This is a genomic window from Shewanella sp. MTB7, from assembly GCF_027571385.1.
GTDB lineage: Bacteria > Pseudomonadota > Gammaproteobacteria > Enterobacterales > Shewanellaceae > Shewanella.
The window spans coordinates 5,459,120-5,475,841 of record NZ_CP085636.1 but is presented as its reverse complement, the minus strand read 5'-3'; the positions used below and the strand labels follow the sequence as shown (position 1 = coordinate 5,475,841).

Sequence of the window (16,722 nt, the reverse complement as noted above, 5' to 3'; positions counted from 1 at the left end):
GTTTTTCATCAAAACTGATGATGGAAACAATATTAACATTGGTGATTCTTGGCATGATACCATTTAGATGAATTTTTAAGATAGAAGAGATCATTAGACGTGCCCCATCTAACGCCATGGCAACATTACCAGCAAGACCTCACCCGTGATGATTTCTCCCATGATCCAGCCCAAGAGCAAGCTGTAAAAAGTCTGCAACGGGTTTTTGATGAGATCCAACTGCTAAACAGTAAACCGACAGGCCTGACTAAACTTTTCTCTTTTCTCGGTGCTAAAGCACAAATGGTTCAAGGCTTGTATCTGTGGGGAGGGGTTGGACGCGGTAAAACCTATTTGATGGATACCTTCTATGATTCGCTTCCTGGAGATAAAAAGCTCAGGGCTCATTTTCATCGTTTTATGCATCAGGTGCATCTAGATCTCGATAACTTAAAAGGGCAAAGGGATCCTCTGCTCGTTATTGCTAAGCAGATGTCAGAAAAATATCAGGTGATCTGCTTTGATGAGTTCTTTGTGTCTGACATTACCGATGCCATGTTACTGGGAACCTTGTTTCAAGCGTTATTTAAAGAGGGAGTGGCATTAGTCGCCACCTCGAATATTATTCCCGATGAGTTATATCGCAATGGTCTGCAGCGTGCTCGTTTTATTCCCGCTATCGCATTAATTAATAAACATTGCCAAGTGTTGAATGTTGATTCAGGCATCGATTACCGATTACGTACCTTAGAACAAGCGGAGATCTATCATTTTCCCCTTGATGTTCAAGCCGATAAAAACTTGCTTAGTTATTTTGAAAAATTAGCCCCAGAATCTGAAGTATCAAGAACGGATATCGATATTGATGGACGAAATATTGCCATTAGACAACAAGCCCAAGGTGTATTACTGATCAATTTCAGGGACTTGTGTGATGGACCTAGAAGCCAGCGTGATTATATGGAGTTGGCGTGTCTTTACCATACAGTGTTACTCAGTGGTGTTGAGCAGATGGGAGATAAGCTTACTGGGGATGATATTTCACGTCGATTCTTGGCGATGGTCGATGAGTTTTATGAACGCAATGTCAAGCTTATTCTCTCTGCTGAAGTCCCCCTTGAAGATATCTATATTCAAGGTTTGTTAACCTTTGAATTCAGACGTTGTCGCTCACGATTAACCGAGATGCAATCCCATGATTATCTGGCTTTAGAGCATCTGCCGTAAACTGAGCAAAGATATTATTAGTCACTCCTATTGGTAAGATAGGAGTAAAGATCGATTTAAATCACTTACATTGTAAAAATTAGGTGATTTTTAGCTCAGCTTTGTCTATAATCCGCCACCTGCCCTCGTTACTCCGTCTATATGATGGATGTTGTAAAGCCTAATTCTTTGCTCGAAGGGGTGGGGAATGGCACTATTTGTGTTTTATCAAATAATTGGTAGAGCATTTGAGACAGAATTTTAACATTGGGTTTTTGTAAAATGAAGACTACTTTTACTGCTACACCAGAGACAGTCACTCGCGAGTGGTTTGTCGTCGACGCTGAAGGTAAAACTTTGGGTCGTATCGCTACTGAAATTGCATCACGTTTACGTGGTAAGCACAAGCCAGAGTATACGCCACATGTTGACACCGGTGACTACATCATCGTTATTAACGCTGAGAAAGTTACTGTTACTGGTAATAAAGCGAAAGGCAAAGTGTACTACTCGCATTCGGGTTTCATTGGTGGTATTAAGCAAATCACTTTTGAAAAGTTGCAAGCTCATAAGCCTGAAATGATTATCGAGAAAGCGGTTAAGGGTATGTTACCTAAAGGTCCTTTAGGACGTGCCATGTTCCGTAAACTTAAGGTTTACGCTGGTACAGAACATAACCACGCTGCACAACAACCTCAAGTTCTTGATATCTAAACGGGATTAAGCTAATGGCTGCAACTCAGTACTACGGCACTGGCCGTCGCAAAACATCTACAGCTCGCGTATTCGTGAAAGTAGGAACTGGTAACATTACTGTTAACAAGCTTCCTCTTGATCAATATTTTGGTCGTGAAACTTCTCGTATGGTTGTTCGTCAACCACTTGAGCTAGTTGAAATGACTGACAAGCTAGACATCATTGTAACTGTAAAGGGCGGTGGTAACACTGGCCAAGCAGGTGCAATTCGTCACGGTATTACCCGTGCATTGATGGAAATTGACGAAACTCTACGTCCTTCACTTCGTGCTGCTGGTTTTGTTACCCGTGATGCTCGTAAAGTTGAGCGTAAGAAAGTTGGTTTACGTAAAGCACGTAAGAAGCCACAATTCTCTAAGCGTTAATTTTCGCTTTCAGAATACAAAAAACCCAGCTTATGCTGGGTTTTTTATTATCTGTAATTTGTATCATTGTGAATGTTTTGGCTAAAATATGCAGCAGTCGATACAGACTGTTCACTATTAGGAACTTACTATTATGTCTTTACAGTTAATCATGCTTGCACTCGGGATCGTGCTTATTATTGAAGGTATAGGGCCACTTTTGTTTCCTAATCGTTGGAAAGCCTATTTAAAAGATATTTCTAATCAAAATCAGCAGCTTCTACAACGTTTGGGTGGTGGTTTAGTGACCGCTGGTGTGGTTTTGTTGATTATTTTTTCATAAATGACTTGCCTACCGCCCCTATAGATCTGCTAAAATCCCGTTTTAACCACTACCGTGCAGCAAATAATGGGCAAAAACGTCGTAGTTCTTGGCACCCAATGGGGTGACGAAGGAAAGGGTAAGATAGTTGATCTACTTACCGAACAGGCAAAATATGTCGTTCGATATCAAGGGGGCCACAATGCGGGTCACACTTTAGTTATTGATGGCGAAAAAACCGTTCTTCATCTTATTCCATCAGGGATCTTACGCGATAATGTAAAATGCATTATTGGTAATGGTGTGGTGCTTGCACCTGACGCTCTGATGACTGAGATCAATATGCTTAAAGAGCGTGGAGTTCCTGTTGAGGAACGTCTACTTATCTCTGAAGCATGTCCACTCATCCTTCCATTCCATTGTGCTCTAGATGTTGCCCGTGAAAAAGCTCGCGGTAACAAAGCTATTGGTACAACGGGTCGTGGTATCGGTCCTGCTTATGAAGACAAGGTTTCACGCCGCGGTCTTCGTGTTGGCGATCTGTTTAACGCAGAGCTATTTGCAGAGAAGCTAAAAGAGGTGATGTCTTATCACAACTTTATGCTAACCCAATACTATCACTGTGATGCCGTCGATTACGAAGAGACATTGAAAGATGCGCTTGCTATCGCTGATTACCTGAAGAGCATGTGTGTTGATGTTACTGAACTTCTGGATCAGGCACGTAAAGCTGGTGAGCCAATTCTATTTGAAGGCGCACAAGGTACATTGCTTGATATCGACCACGGTACTTATCCATTTGTAACCTCTTCAAATACTACTGCAGGTGGTGTTGCGACAGGTTCTGGATTCGGTCCACGTCATCTAGACTACGTCTTAGGTATCATGAAGGCTTACACCACACGTGTTGGTGCTGGTCCTTTCCCTACAGAGTTGAAAGACGAAATTGGTGATTACCTCGGTGTCAAAGGTCACGAATTTGGTGCAACTACTGGTCGTAAACGTCGTCCAGGTTGGTTAGACGCCGTAGCAATGAAGCGTGCAGTACAGATTAATAGTATCAGTGGCTTCTGCTTGACCAAGCTAGATGTATTAGATGGTCTTAAAGAAGTTAAGATTTGTGTTGGTTATCAATACCCAGATGGTAGCATTGCTACAGTGACGCCACTTGCAGCCGAAGGTTATGAGATGGTGACACCTGTACTTGAAACTATGCCAGGTTGGAGCGAAGTGACTTTCGGTGCGACTTCTTTAGCACAACTGCCTCAAGCCGCTTTGAACTACATTAAGCGTCTTGAAGAGTTACTCGAAACGCCAATCGATATTATCTCAACGGGTCCGGATAGAAACGAGACCATGATTCTGGTGAATCCGTTTAGTTAATGATATTGAGGCCGCGAAAGCGGTCTTTTTATGTCAGGAACATTTATGGAGATTTACCAGGGAAGGGTATAAATCTTCGTTATGTCAGGAACATTTATGAAGATTTACCAAGGAAGGGTATAAATCTTAGTTATTGTTATGTCTACATATTAACAGAGAGAAATATAGTCGCCCTTAAGAAATGGGCTATACTGCCGATGACCTATTATGGATAGGGAAGGTAAGTATTGATGAGAGAAAGTACTTAATGTTCAAGAGTGTTTTATCTCATCGCTACTTACACTTAATATAGAAAAATATTTTGTGAGTAAGCCATGTTAAGAAAAAAGTTGATAGGTTCTATAGCAAATTTGTCATGCTCTGCATTTATCATATTGCTGATACTAGTGGCTCCTTTGTCTAGCCAAGCTGAAACTCAAGCTGTAGATATCTATAGCCAAGAGCAGTTAATTGAGCTTATCCGTAGCAAACAATATCTGGCCCGTGTAAAGGAAGATGATTGTCAGCTAGTCCAAGATATTGAAGCGAGAGCTGAGGTGCTTAAGCAGCCGCTTTATCAGTATCTTTGGGGGGAAATGTTGAATTATGGCACTTGCGTGAAAGCCAATCCTCCAAGGGGAATGGCGTTAATGAGAGACGCCGTTGCACAAGGTAGTGCCGAAGCGATGGTGCGAATTGCTGAATACTATTATCATGGTACATTTGTATTCCAAGACAAAAATCGAGCTGTCCAGTATGTGTTACCTGCTGCGGCAAGCGGTGATCTACCTGCCCGTATGTTGTTAGTGAGACTATTTGGTGAAGGGTATGGCAGTTACAGAGATTTTGAGCTGGGATACCTGTGGCTATACAACGACATATTTAGCGATGAGGCAACCAAGAAAGAAGCCTACGAATTATTGAAGGTGCTTGAACAGAAAATACCGCCTAGCATTGTTGCCAGGATTAAGCTGCAGCACCTGAAATCCCGATAAATAATACAATTTAATTTGTATGACCTAGATAGAGTTCTGGGTAAAAATTTGAGATATTGAATGATCAAAGATCCGCATTTAAAGCGTGAACAGCAAAACTATGAAAACCCCATTCCTAGCCGTGAGTATATTTTAGATTACTTGCGCTCTGAAACATCACCCCTTAACCGTGAACGCATAGCCGCAGCACTCAAGCTTGAAAGTGAAGAACAGCTTGAAGCATTAAGACGTCGACTCCGTGCGATGGAGCGTGACGGTGAGTTGGTGTTTACCCGTGGTCAAGCTTATGGCTTACCTGAGAGAATGGATCTGTTAACCGGTACCATCATAGGCCATAAAGATGGCTTCGGCTTCCTAAAGTTGGAAGAGGGCGGTGACGACCTCTTTATTAATAACCGCGACATGTTGATGTACTTCCACGGCGATAAAGTGCTGGCGCAAAAAGCTGGTGTCGATCGCAAGGGACGCCGCGAAGCCAGAATTGTACGTTTGGTTCAACAAAGAGCTGCGGCGCTTGTGGGCCGATTCCACCTCGACTCTGGTATGGCATTTGTTATTGCCGATGACAGACGTATAACTCAAGAGATCTTGATCCCAGATGAAGATCGAAATGGTGCACGTCAGGGCGATATCGTTGTGCTTGAGCTGACGCGTCGACCTGGGCGTTACGTTAAAGCCGCGGGTAAGGTGACTGAAGTACTCGGTCAACAGATGGCTCCTGGCATGGAGATTGAAATTGCATTGCGCAATTATGATCTGCCCCATACCTGGTCTAGCCTTATCGAGAAAAAACTGCGTGCGATCCCTGATGAAGTGACCGAAGATGATAAAAAAGGCCGTATCGACCTACGTAAACTGCCCTTAGTTACCATAGATGGCGAAGATGCTCGAGATTTCGATGATGCAGTTTATGCTGAAAAGAAAAAGAGTGGCGGCTGGCGTTTATGGGTGGCTATCGCTGATGTGAGCCATTATGTGCGTACAGAATCTGCGTTAGATAAAGAAGCGCGAGCTCGTGGTAATTCAGTCTATTTTCCATCGCAAGTGATCCCTATGCTGCCGGAGAAGATATCTAACGGGTTATGCTCATTGATGCCTGAGGTTGATCGGCTATGTATGGTGGCCGAGATGACTATCTCAGCTGTCGGTAAACTCTCTGGTTATAAGTTTTATCCGGCGGTGATGCACTCTCATGCACGGCTAACTTACACTCAAGTTGCTGATATGCTTGAAGGTGGAGAGGTGAGTGATAAACTTAAACCGATATTGCCACACCTTCAGACGCTGCAATCTTTATATCTTACCTTAGATAAGACTCGAGCTGAACGTGGTGCTATTGCATTTGAAACCACTGAAACTAAGTTTGTGTTTAATGCGGATCGCAAGATCGACAGCATAGTGCCGAGCAACCGCAACCAAGCCCATAAGATCATTGAAGAGTGTATGATCTTAGCTAACGTGGCATCAGCTAAGTTTGTTAAGAAGCATAAAGGTGAAGTGCTTTACCGAGTGCATGAGTCACCATCGGAGCAGAAACTCACCAACTTTAAAGATTTCCTTAAAGAGCGTGGTTTGACGATGGATGGCGGGCTTGAGCCAACGCCTAAAGATTATCAGGCGATTATGGAGAAGATTGCTGATAGGCCTGATGCTGAATTGATTCAGATCATGTTGCTCAGATCCATGAAACAGGCAACGTATACTCCAGATAATGAAGGTCACTTTGGGTTAGCACTCGAAGCATATTCTCATTTTACTTCGCCTATCCGTCGTTATCCTGATCTGATTCTACATCGCGTGATCCGCTATCTATTAGCGAAAGAGGCGGGTGAAGGAAAAGAGAAGTGGACACCAGGTGGTGGCTATAACTATCAGCTTGAAGAGTTAGATTTGTTAGGTGTAGAGTGTTCAACCACTGAGCGCCGTGCAGATGAAGCAACTCGTGATGTTAGTGACTGGCTAAAATGTGAGTTTATGCAAGATCACGTCGGCGATACGTTTGAAGCTGTGATCGCCTCAGTGACTCATTTCGGTATGTTCGTTCGTTTAGATAAACTGTTTATCGATGGCTTAGTGCATATATCGAGCCTAGGCAGTGACTACTATCAGTACGACAACATGCGTCAGCGTCTTGTGGGTGAAACCTCAGGTCAAATTTATCAACTTGGCGATGCGGTGACCGTTAAGGTCGCAGCTGTCAACTTAGATGATCGCCAGATAGAATTGATGATGGCGGGCGAAGAGGGTAAATCTAAACGCCCAAGCCGTGGTAAGAAGCCGATGACTGCCAGAGAGCGTGTTAACGCAGAAGGCGCCAAGCTAGGCAAAGGGGAAAAGAGCGATAAGCCTAAACGACGTGGTTCTCGCTCAAAAACCAGTGCGAGTAAAGGCTCAGGCGAAAATAGCCTAGATTCTGGCAAAACAAGTAAAAGCGGTGGAGCTAAAAAGTCTGGCGCTAAAACAAAATCGGCAGCTAAGAAGTCGAAGGCTAAAAAGTCTTCAGCAAAAAAGAGCACGGCCAAAAGTAAAGTCAAAGCAAGTAAGTAATAGAGACAGTAAATAGATGAAAAAACAAGATATCACTTTTGGGATCCACGCTGTTGAAGCTGTATTAAAACATAGTCCAGAGCGTGTGATCGAAATGTGGGTGCAGGCTGGTCGTGATGACCAAAGATTGACTGCGCTAGTTCAAACCGCCGCAGAATTTGGTGTTTCGGTGCAAACATCTGCGCGTAAAGTCCTTGATGAAAAATCTGATAATGGACAACATCAAGGCGTGTTAGTAAGAGTAAAACCAGTTAAACAACTGAATGAGAAAGATCTTATTGCTCTAGTTGAAAAAACTGACATGCCTTTCTTTCTTATTTTAGATGGCGTGACAGATCCGCACAATTTAGGTGCATGTTTGCGTAATGCTGATGCTGCCGGTGCACACGGTGTGATAGTGCCACGTGATAACTCTGTCGGCTTAACGCCAACAGTGAGTAAAGTGGCGTGTGGCGCGGCTGAAGTCGTGCCTTTATTTCAAGTGACCAATTTAGCGCGCACCATGAAGAGCCTACAAGATAAAGGTATTTGGATTGTGGGTGCGGCTGGTGAAGCTGATAATGACCTGTACAAAACCGATCTTAAGGGACCATTGGCGATAGCCATGGGCGCCGAAGATAAAGGCCTACGTCGTCTAACACGTGAAGGTTGTGATTCGATTGCATCAATCCCTATGTCAGGATCTGTTTCAAGCTTGAACGTCTCTGTAGCGAGCGGGATTTGCTTGTTTGAAGCTGTACGCCAGAGACTAAGTTAATCGCGAATTCGATTAGGCTAATTTTCTTTAGCTTGATTTGATTTAGCTTAGATGAATGCCGATGTGGATTACTCCTCATCGGCATTTTTGTATCTGAACACTTATGTTAGCTTCCTGTGGGAGTATATTGGCTTTGTTTTTTATTTGAATTATTGACTCTTCAGCCGTCATCCTGAACTGGTTTCAGGATCTATTGTAAGTGATTGTCTCCAGTTGAAATTACAATTTTACTTAGAATTGAATAGGGTTGTTGAAGGTCATTCCTGCATGGTTAGTTACCACCTGCCGTGGGCTAATGTGCAGCTACATCTGCGAGTTGCCGCAAGTACAATCCCTGTAGGCTCTGCCAAAACATCCCTGTTTTGGAAGCTCGCAGCTGCTCTACACCTGTTAATCAGTAGCTTTATGAGTGTTGTAACTTGTTTTCACACTTCTCCGTGATGTTCGTGCCCTCCGTGGTGAATAGCTCTGTTTGACTGCTAAAATTATGGAAAGAATTTAGTTTTTCAAGTGGTAACTATCTTGAAAAATACCGAGTCTCCGAATTCATTATCTAAGTGGTTAAATTTTATGGGTATCCACTTACTGAAAATGAATAAAATACAAAATAATATCTATTTAAATTAATTAAATCAGTGTCTTACTGTTATTCGTTTATCTGGTATTGTGAAGGTAAGTGAGGAGAACCATCTTGCTTTAACAATGGATGGCTCAATAAATTAGCTAAATATATAGTTAGTTCAAAGATCCCAATAAAAGGGTATTTGAAGTTTGTTATCTAGCAAGTACCTAATCTCGTGTTCCAGAAGTTTTTACACGTTGGCTTGCTGCAAGCAATAAATACATCTAGGGCCATGGTTTCTCATAAACCATTCAAATACAAAATATGTCCAATGAACCCAACTAAAAGAGATATTTGAAACTTGTTATCCGACAAGATAGATGAATTTATATTGAAAATATTTCAATATTAGCGTTTTATGCCACCTAGAACCTAGAACCTAGAACCTAGAACCTAGAACCTAGAACCTAGAACCTAGAACCTAGAACCTAGAACCTAGAACCTAGAACCTAGAACCTAGAACCTAGAACCTAGCTGCGCTCTAGCCGTGAGCTGGCGAACGTCCTAGGATCTGTCTTATTAGCGGCTTTCAATAAAGAGAGGCGCATCATAACGTGTAAAGCAAGAAATGAAAGATCAAAAAAAGATTTCAAACTTACCGTGAATCAATTCGATGACATCACAACCGATATTCGAGCTAACTTGGTATAGGCAAGTTAGCTCAATTTTATGGTTTATGGGTTAGATAAAGGGATTATTGCAGGGGCGTAGCTGTTGTTGTACATCTCCCATGAGAGCGCTGGATATCGCTTCTCCATCAGTGTCTCTTTCAAGGATGAGGAGACGCTCACAGGCGTCGCTTGGGCTATCAAAGTTCACCCACACTGGTGCCATGGTGTAGGTACTTATAAGGTGATAACTCAAGGCTGCATGATCGCTGACACTGCACCATTGCGTATTTGAAGACTGTCCCTTAACGGTAGCGTGTTTCATCGAGTTATAACAGAGCGGCGTTGCAGTGGAAGCCATAAGTGCTCTTGTTTGAGCTAAGGCATTTTGGCGATTGCTGGCAGACTGAGAAAACTCATAATAGTAAGCTGCGCGGGCAAAGCGTTGTTGGGATACGGGACCACCAGGCACTTCAAATAAGGTGAAGCCAGCTAGGGTGTCTTGTATTTGGACCTCTTGTTGCCACTTTTTTTGCCATGGTTTCAATAGTTCCAATTGAATATCATAACCTGGGTTTACCGTTGCAACATTGTACTCAGGGCTTTCGTATATTTTAAACTTGCCATCTCTCAGTTCAATAATGGCAGAATTACCCTCTCTATCTGAGAGAGTCAAGTGCAGCTTAGCCTTGGTGACTGTGTCTAATCCATCTGGCACATCATCGCTATAGATATAGAGTCGATCTGGATTTTCACGGAAGTAGTTGCTTGCTGCTTTAACAGTATCAAAGCAATCTAAAGTGAACTGTACCCAGCGAAGAGAGCTCAGTAGCTGTGCATCTTCTCCTATTTCTAGCTGATCAAGGAATGCTTTGCGGTCTTTCTCAATGGCTTTTAGCAGGGCGAGAGGTTTTATTTTACCCGCATCGATAATGTTGTCATTATCTTCAAAGTAAGCAAACAGATCTTCAAGACCATTGACGGCAAGTCCTTGATTATTGATCCCATCAATACTGCCTAATCCAAGCTCGTCGTTTCCTACTAATGAGGCGATACTGGAATATTTTGCCTGCCAGGTGAAAACCTCATGGGTTGAGAATTCCATCGGGTGAGCTTGTTGTTTTAAGCTGCCTTTGCGTATCTCTTTGCTATTGGGGATTCTATATAGGTAAGTGGTTAGTGGGCTAAACCAGTCAAAGTTTCTTCCGGTCATGGGGAACTCTAGGTTCAAGCTATTAAAAATTCGAGTGCACATTCCATATCCTTTTGGAGTTATTTTTAGATGTTATTTAACGACTATGCATTGTTAATCAAACAATTAAAAGTGTATGTTAGCTAATTATTTCAAGGTTAACAGCTTGTTGCATTAACGGATGATTGTTATTATCATTTCAAAAGATATGTTTTTAGGGAGGGAATCATGAATGACAGCGGGCTCGATCTCACCAATCAAATAAGATCAAAAGTACTCGGCTCATTGAGCTTTACACTCTTTATTGCGGCGATTTCATTTGCCATCTTTAATGCCATTTATCATCAAGCCTACGCTTTTGCTACTTTAGAACTGATTTTTGCCGGTTTCTCATTTGATATTTTCTGGAATAACAGCAAAAAGAACAATTACAGTGTTAACAAACTTTACTTTTATCTACTATTTTTGGCCTTTTTGATTGTATTTGGCACCTACAGCTTCCCGTTAGTTGATGCACTCTTTGTTTGGGCTTTTTCTTTTCCCATCATCTCCTACCTTCTGCTTGGGAAACGGTTTGCTTTTCGGGTTTCGCTTTTTGTTTTCCTATCTATTGGTACGATCCTCTTCATCAAGCTCGTCTTGCTTGGGGAGTTTGATATCGAGCCTGTGATGATAAATTTTCTATTTTGTTACATCTGTATCTGGACGGTTTCACACTATTATGAACTTAGTAGAGCAAGCGCCCATGACTCATTAATCAAGCTGGCACACAGTGACTCGCTCACGCAGACCAATAACCGTTTGGCATTTTCTGATGTTTTTAGTGATCATCAAGGAGAGTATTTACTGTTACTCGATCTTGATGATTTTAAATCCATCAACGATACCTATGGTCACGATATCGGAGATAAGGTACTTGTTTTAGTTGCTAACTGTTTAAAAACATTAGTCGATGAAAGTAGAGTGTTTCGTATTGGCGGTGAGGAGTTCTGTATCTGGTTAGATACTACTGATATTGAACGTGCTGTGTATTTTTCAGAGGAAATAAGAAAGAACGTAGCTCAGCAACCTATTGAATGTAATGGACAAAGTGTCGTTATCACCATCAGCGGTGGCTTAGCTAAGCATAAATATAATATGAAACAATCTGAGTTGCTTAAAATTGCTGATAATCGCATGTATAGTGCAAAAAAGCGGGGACGTAATCAGGTCGTTCATAAAGATGAACTGGAAGAAAATAAGCTTGCGTTAGTTAACTGAGCGGATGTAGTTTGCTATTTCTGTTTTCTGTTTTCTGTTTTCTGTTTTCTGTTTAGCCGTGATATGACCAAATAAGTTGATCATTTATGAACACTTATCTAAAGTCTAATATCTATTTATTAGCACATCAGACCTTTTATTGGAACGTATACAGTAAGTTGAATGTGGTGATGGTGTCAGTCTGCTTGGTACCTTCTGGGACAATGTTGGTGTACTTGATGTTGACACCTATCTTGAAGGCCCAATCTTGAAATAGGGTGTTCTTGTAGTTCATATCCAGTGTGAGTGTGCTGTTGTCTTCGCCAGTCTCGGCAGTAAGGTCGGCATTTAGAGTGGTATATTCTTGTAGTCTTTGCTCGAATTTAACCGCGGTTCGTACGATGATATCTGCATTAGCTTCAGGATCTGGTTCTGACTCGGTTTCAATTGGCATGTTATATCGGTAACCTGGTCCAATTTCTAGGCTCAGGCTGGTGTTGAGGTCTGAAATTGCATCGAAACCATAACCGGTGGATAATGTTGATATCTGGGTGTAACTACCAAATCTGTCTGAAGTGAAATCACCTCGACCAAATACATATCCTCCCCAGTCACTGTTTAACTTGTAGTTAGACTGAAGTTGAATATCATATTTCTCTGAAGTTGTTTTTTCATCGTCTGCTGCAAAGTAAGCTTTAAATGTCGCTTCTTGTTTGGTCTGGACCGTGTCGTAAACCAATTTAGTTCGACCGTTAAAACTACTGGATTCAGTATTGCCCGTGTTTAGCTGAAAGCCTGCTTCAATTTCGGCAGTAAAATCGCTTGGTGGCTCTTGATAATCCGGTGGCACTAAGGCCCAAGAGGTGATAGGAAAGGTCAAAAAAAGTAGTACTGCGATCGTTTTAAACATTATTGTTATTCTTACTATTATTCTTTTAATACGGGAGGAGCATTTTTCTCGTACCAATATCATACCTACAATGCATCTTATCGGCAAAGTGAATATACCCAAGCCAGCATTTTCAACGCCATTGCGCCTCGAATTGAACTTGCGCAAAGTCCCTGAAACGAGCATTTTTAGCTTGTTTGGGTATATCTAAAAAATTAGCTTGAGTAGCGCTGATTTCTTATGTATGATTCCGCGGCTTAAATCAGTCACTTTAATTAGTTCCTTGCCTCAATTTGGTTTGACTGAGCCAACAACGAGGCTAGATAACCGTAAGGAGCAAAAATATGCGTCATTATGAAATCGTATTTTTGGTTCACCCTGATCAGAGTGAACAAGTACCTGGTATGATTGAACGTTACACGGGTGTAATTACCCAAGCTGGCGGTCAAATTCATCGTTTAGAAGATTGGGGTCGTCGTCAACTGGCTTACCCAATAACCGAACTGCATAAAGCTCACTATGTTCTTATGAACGTAGAAACAACTGCTGAGTCAGTTGAAGAACTTGAGACAGCTTTCCGTTTCAACGACGCTGTATTGCGTAACATGGTTATGCGTACTAAAGCTGCTATCACTGAAGCATCTCCAATGGCTAAAGCTAAAGACGAACGTGATTCACGTCGTTCAAGCGAAGGTGAGCGTCGTACGCCTGCTGAAGCAACTGAAGAAGTTACTGCAGAAGCTGCTGAAAACACAGCCGAGTAAGTTTCTCTGTGGCCATAAACCATTTGGTGTTATCAGGAACCATTACGCGTTCCAGAAGCTTTCATAGCCCAGCAGGTATCGCACATAGTGTGATCATGTTGGAACATAAATCTCAGTGTCTCGAAGCTGAAATGCTAAGAAACGTATACTGTCAGATACAGGTGATATTTAGTGGCGAACGCTTTGAAAGCGTTGCAGATAAACTGAAGGCCGGTGTGGATATCGAGGTTCAAGGTTTTATCGCTCTTCAACAGAGTCGAAATGGTCAGAATCGTTTGGTATTACATGCTGAAAATGTCGAATTGAAAACTTAGGAGACTGTCACATGGCACGTTATTTCCGTCGTCGCAAGTTCTGCCGTTTTACTGCAGAAGGTGTAACTGAGATCGATTACAAAGATATCGTTACTCTAAAGAATTATGTTACCGAAAGTGGTAAAATTGTTCCAAGTCGTATCACTGGTACAAATGCTAAATATCAACGTCAACTAGCTCGCGCTATTAAGCGTGCTCGTTATCTTTCTCTACTGCCGTACACTGATTTACATCAGTAATACTGCAATAATTTAGAGGAATTAATAATGAACGTTATTTTACTTGATAAAATCGCAAACCTAGGAAATCTAGGTGACCAAGTTGCAGTTAAAGCGGGTTACGCACGTAACTTCCTTCTGCCACAAGGTAAAGCTGTTGTTGCTAACGCTGCTAACACTGAAGTCTTTGAAGCACGTCGTGCTGAATTAGAAGCTAAGTTAGTTGCGGGTCTTACTGCTGCTAACGAGCGCGCTGAGAAACTCAACGCACTTGAAGGTGTTGTTATCGCTTCTAAAGCTGGTGACGAAGGTAAGCTATTCGGTTCAATTGGTAACCGTGATATCGCTGATGCAGTTACAGCTGCTGGTGTTGAACTTGCTAAGAGCGAAGTTCGTCTTCCACTAGGTGCTTTACGCACTACTGGTGAATTCGAAGTTGAAGTTCAAGTTCACACTGAAGTTAAAACTACTGTTAAAATTTCTGTTGTTGCAGAAGCTTAATATTAGTTTAAAGCTAAGCGTTTAATACCTAGGTATATAAAACACTAAGTTTAAAGAGGAAACACCGCACTAATCTAATTAGGCGGTGTTTTTTTATGCCTGAAATATGGTGAGTAACGAGTTGAAACCAATCAGTATAAGAAAGTTAACGACTCTGAGTGCTTTTGGCAAACTAATCGCGCAAGGCCTCTGAAACGAGCATTCTCAGGTCGTTTGGCTATGGAGATGTTTATTTAGATCTGCGCAGGGTTCTTGTGCTTTACTGCTGGCCAAAAAACCATTAGCAATGTAATTGTGTTCTTTTTTTACTGTTAAATTGAATTGAGCGATAGGCACTGTGATGGTTTGTGACAACTAAGCCTTGGGAGGATACTAAACTGGCGGTACAATACCCGAGCCCAACAACAGGGTTCATCGGATACTGCGTTAGACCGGCAGGTTGCTTGGTCGGGATTTTCATTTCGCGTTCAGTGAGTTAATCTGCAATAGGTGGCATCTGATAAGGTTGTCTTGGCTCTCTCAGCCAATGCGGTACTTGATGCCAATACTATACCTGAAGACAGCAGAACTGCTGAGATCAATGCATTGCGCATGTTTTTTCCTTATTTTAATTGTTGTTTGGATTGGAGCGTAAGCGTTCCTTTTATTTGACCCGATTTTATATCATATCTTGTTTAACTGTTGGGAATTTGGAGATTAAATGTCACAACAAGGTGCCTTCAAGGCCAAAAAGAAGCCTAGAGATATCCAGATGGATGCACTCAAAATGCCACCGCATTCGTTAGAGGCAGAACAGTCTGTATTGGGTGGATTGATGCTCGATTCCGATGCCTGGGATAGAGTGAGTGAAGCCGTTGTGGCAGAAGATTTTTACTCTCGTTCACATCGTATGATCTTTACCGCAATGGCAACACTGACGAGTGCAGGTAACCCAATTGATTTAATCACGGTTTCTGAACAGTTAGAAGTTGAAGATCAATTAGAGGATGCTGGCGGTTTTGCTTATTTAGGTGAGATTGCAAAAAACACTCCCAGTGCTGGAAACATACTTTCTTATGCGGGCATTGTTCGTGAGCGTGCCGTTGTACGCGATATGATCAAGGTTGCTAATGAGATCGCCGATGCGGGTTTTAACCCCGAAGGGCGTAGTTCAAGTGAGTTGCTCGATCTTGCTGAAACTAAAGTCTTCAAAATTGCAGAGTCTCGTGCCAATGCCAACGAAGGTCCCGAAGGGATCAAGACTATCCTCGAGAAAACAGTCGATAAAATTGAGAAACTTTATAATAACCCTAGTAATGGTGTCACTGGGGTGTCGAGCGGTTTTAACGATTTGGATAAGATGACAGCAGGTTTCCAATCCGGTGATTTGATTATCGTTGCTGCTCGTCCATCTATGGGCAAGACCACTTTTGCGATGAACTTGTGTGAGCAGGCGGCACTCAACGAAGATAAACCTGTGCTTATTTTCAGCCTCGAGATGCCTTCAGAACAGATCATGATGCGTATGTTGGCCTCATTAGGCCGTGTCGATCAAACTAAGATCCGTACCGGTCAGCTCGATGATGATGATTGGGCGCGGGTGTCCTCAACGATGGGGATCATGCTTGAGCAAGGCAAGATGTATATCGATGATGGCTCTGGTTTGACACCAACGGATGTGCGTAGCCGAGCACGTCGTATTGCGCGTGAACACGGTGGGTTATCGATGATCATGATCGATTACTTGCAGTTAATGCAGGTACCAGCACTTAAAGACAATCGTACCTTGGAAATTTCTGAAATCTCGCGTTCTTTGAAGGCACTTGCTAAAGAATTAGAGATCCCTGTTATCGCTCTTTCACAGCTAAACCGTTCATTGGAACAACGTGCTGATAAACGTCCTATAAACTCAGATCTTCGTGAGTCGGGTGCGATCGAGCAAGATGCGGATCTCATCATGTTTATCTATCGTGATGAGGTTTATAATGATGATTCTGAACATAAAGGTGTGGCTGAAATTATTATTGGTAAGCAACGTAATGGGCCGATTGGGCGTATTGCATTAACTTTCCAAGGTCAGTTTTCTCGTTTTGATAACTATGCGGGTCCTCAGTTCGAAGAGGATTAA

At 42.3% G+C, this 16,722-nt stretch carries 19 protein-coding genes; 14 read left to right on the top strand and 5 right to left on the bottom strand.

The window, feature by feature from the left end:
- The first annotated feature begins 99 nt into the window (after positions 1-99).
- The 8 genes from zapE to rlmB all read left to right on the top strand — a co-directional run bounded on the left by zapE (position 100) and on the right by rlmB (position 8,268).
- Complete coding sequence (gene zapE / locus HWQ47_RS23875) at positions 100-1,206, top strand: cell division protein ZapE (protein ID WP_269968471.1); 1,107 nt, start codon at positions 100-102, stop codon at positions 1,204-1,206.
- A 261-nt stretch (positions 1,207-1,467) separates the two neighbouring features.
- A complete protein-coding gene (gene rplM, locus HWQ47_RS23870; RefSeq protein ID WP_013049718.1) occupies positions 1,468-1,899 on the top strand; it encodes a 50S ribosomal protein L13 in 432 nt (143 codons plus the stop codon).
- Between the two features lie 14 nt (positions 1,900-1,913).
- The gene (gene rpsI, locus HWQ47_RS23865; RefSeq protein ID WP_269968470.1) at positions 1,914-2,306 is read left to right on the top strand and encodes a 30S ribosomal protein S9; all 393 of its coding nucleotides are present in this window, start codon (positions 1,914-1,916) and stop codon (positions 2,304-2,306) included.
- A 133-nt stretch (positions 2,307-2,439) separates the two neighbouring features.
- On the top strand, positions 2,440-2,628 hold the full coding sequence (locus HWQ47_RS23860; protein WP_269968469.1) for a DUF2065 domain-containing protein: 189 nt from the start codon (positions 2,440-2,442) through the stop codon (positions 2,626-2,628).
- 66 nt (positions 2,629-2,694) lie between these two features.
- The gene (locus HWQ47_RS23855; protein WP_269968468.1) at positions 2,695-3,990 is read left to right on the top strand and encodes an adenylosuccinate synthase; all 1,296 of its coding nucleotides are present in this window, start codon (positions 2,695-2,697) and stop codon (positions 3,988-3,990) included.
- A 314-nt stretch (positions 3,991-4,304) separates the two neighbouring features.
- Positions 4,305-4,964: a tetratricopeptide repeat protein gene (locus HWQ47_RS23850; RefSeq protein WP_269968467.1), complete on the top strand. Its 660-nt coding sequence runs from the start codon at positions 4,305-4,307 to the stop codon at positions 4,962-4,964.
- Between the two features lie 60 nt (positions 4,965-5,024).
- A complete protein-coding gene (gene rnr / locus HWQ47_RS23845) occupies positions 5,025-7,511 on the top strand; it encodes a ribonuclease R (RefSeq protein WP_269968466.1) in 2,487 nt (828 codons plus the stop codon).
- Between the two features lie 16 nt (positions 7,512-7,527).
- The gene (gene rlmB, locus HWQ47_RS23840) at positions 7,528-8,268 is read left to right on the top strand and encodes a 23S rRNA (guanosine(2251)-2'-O)-methyltransferase RlmB (RefSeq protein WP_269968465.1); all 741 of its coding nucleotides are present in this window, start codon (positions 7,528-7,530) and stop codon (positions 8,266-8,268) included.
- A 1,303-nt stretch (positions 8,269-9,571) separates the two neighbouring features.
- Here rlmB and HWQ47_RS23835 read toward each other — a convergent pair.
- On the bottom strand, positions 9,572-10,753 hold the full coding sequence (locus HWQ47_RS23835; RefSeq protein ID WP_269968464.1) for a linear amide C-N hydrolase: 1,182 nt from the start codon (positions 10,751-10,753) through the stop codon (positions 9,572-9,574).
- Positions 10,754-10,918: 165 nt separating this feature from the next.
- Between HWQ47_RS23835 and HWQ47_RS23830 the strand changes: the two genes are divergently transcribed.
- Positions 10,919-11,950 carry a GGDEF domain-containing protein gene (locus HWQ47_RS23830; RefSeq protein WP_269968463.1) on the top strand — a complete coding sequence of 344 codons (1,032 nt, stop codon included), beginning with the start codon at positions 10,919-10,921 and terminating at the stop codon, positions 11,948-11,950.
- Between the two features lie 136 nt (positions 11,951-12,086).
- On the opposite strand, the gene HWQ47_RS23825 is transcribed toward HWQ47_RS23830, so the two are convergent.
- Positions 12,087-12,839: a DUF481 domain-containing protein gene (locus HWQ47_RS23825; RefSeq protein WP_269968462.1), complete on the bottom strand. Its 753-nt coding sequence runs from the start codon at positions 12,837-12,839 to the stop codon at positions 12,087-12,089.
- A 323-nt stretch (positions 12,840-13,162) separates the two neighbouring features.
- Here HWQ47_RS23825 and rpsF point away from each other — a divergent pair, with 323 nt between their 5' ends.
- The 4 genes from rpsF to rplI are packed head-to-tail and all read left to right on the top strand — an operon-like array spanning position 13,163 to position 14,615.
- On the top strand, positions 13,163-13,582 hold the full coding sequence (gene rpsF, locus HWQ47_RS23820; RefSeq protein WP_269968461.1) for a 30S ribosomal protein S6: 420 nt from the start codon (positions 13,163-13,165) through the stop codon (positions 13,580-13,582).
- 8 nt (positions 13,583-13,590) lie between these two features.
- Positions 13,591-13,896 carry a primosomal replication protein N gene (priB, locus tag HWQ47_RS23815; protein WP_269968460.1) on the top strand — a complete coding sequence of 102 codons (306 nt, stop codon included), beginning with the start codon at positions 13,591-13,593 and terminating at the stop codon, positions 13,894-13,896.
- 11 nt (positions 13,897-13,907) lie between these two features.
- Entirely contained in the window at positions 13,908-14,135 is a 228-nt protein-coding gene (gene rpsR / locus HWQ47_RS23810; protein ID WP_076415822.1) for a 30S ribosomal protein S18, read from the top strand.
- A 27-nt stretch (positions 14,136-14,162) separates the two neighbouring features.
- The gene (gene rplI, locus HWQ47_RS23805; protein WP_269968459.1) at positions 14,163-14,615 is read left to right on the top strand and encodes a 50S ribosomal protein L9; all 453 of its coding nucleotides are present in this window, start codon (positions 14,163-14,165) and stop codon (positions 14,613-14,615) included.
- A 204-nt stretch (positions 14,616-14,819) separates the two neighbouring features.
- On the opposite strand, the gene HWQ47_RS23800 is transcribed toward rplI, so the two are convergent.
- The 3 genes from HWQ47_RS23800 to HWQ47_RS23790 are packed head-to-tail and all read right to left on the bottom strand — an operon-like array spanning position 14,820 to position 15,208.
- On the bottom strand, positions 14,820-14,951 hold the full coding sequence (locus tag HWQ47_RS23800) for a hypothetical protein (protein WP_269968458.1): 132 nt from the start codon (positions 14,949-14,951) through the stop codon (positions 14,820-14,822).
- Entirely contained in the window at positions 14,896-15,030 is a 135-nt protein-coding gene (locus HWQ47_RS23795) for a S46 family peptidase (RefSeq protein WP_269971845.1), read from the bottom strand. Before HWQ47_RS23795 ends, HWQ47_RS23800 begins: the two co-directional genes overlap by 56 nt.
- Positions 15,031-15,082: 52 nt before the next feature.
- Positions 15,083-15,208, bottom strand: a complete 126-nt coding sequence (locus HWQ47_RS23790) for a hypothetical protein (RefSeq protein WP_269968457.1) — start codon at positions 15,206-15,208, stop codon at positions 15,083-15,085.
- A gap of 107 nt (positions 15,209-15,315) precedes the next feature.
- Here HWQ47_RS23790 and dnaB point away from each other — a divergent pair, with 107 nt between their 5' ends.
- A complete protein-coding gene (gene dnaB / locus HWQ47_RS23785; RefSeq protein ID WP_269968456.1) occupies positions 15,316-16,722 on the top strand; it encodes a replicative DNA helicase in 1,407 nt (468 codons plus the stop codon).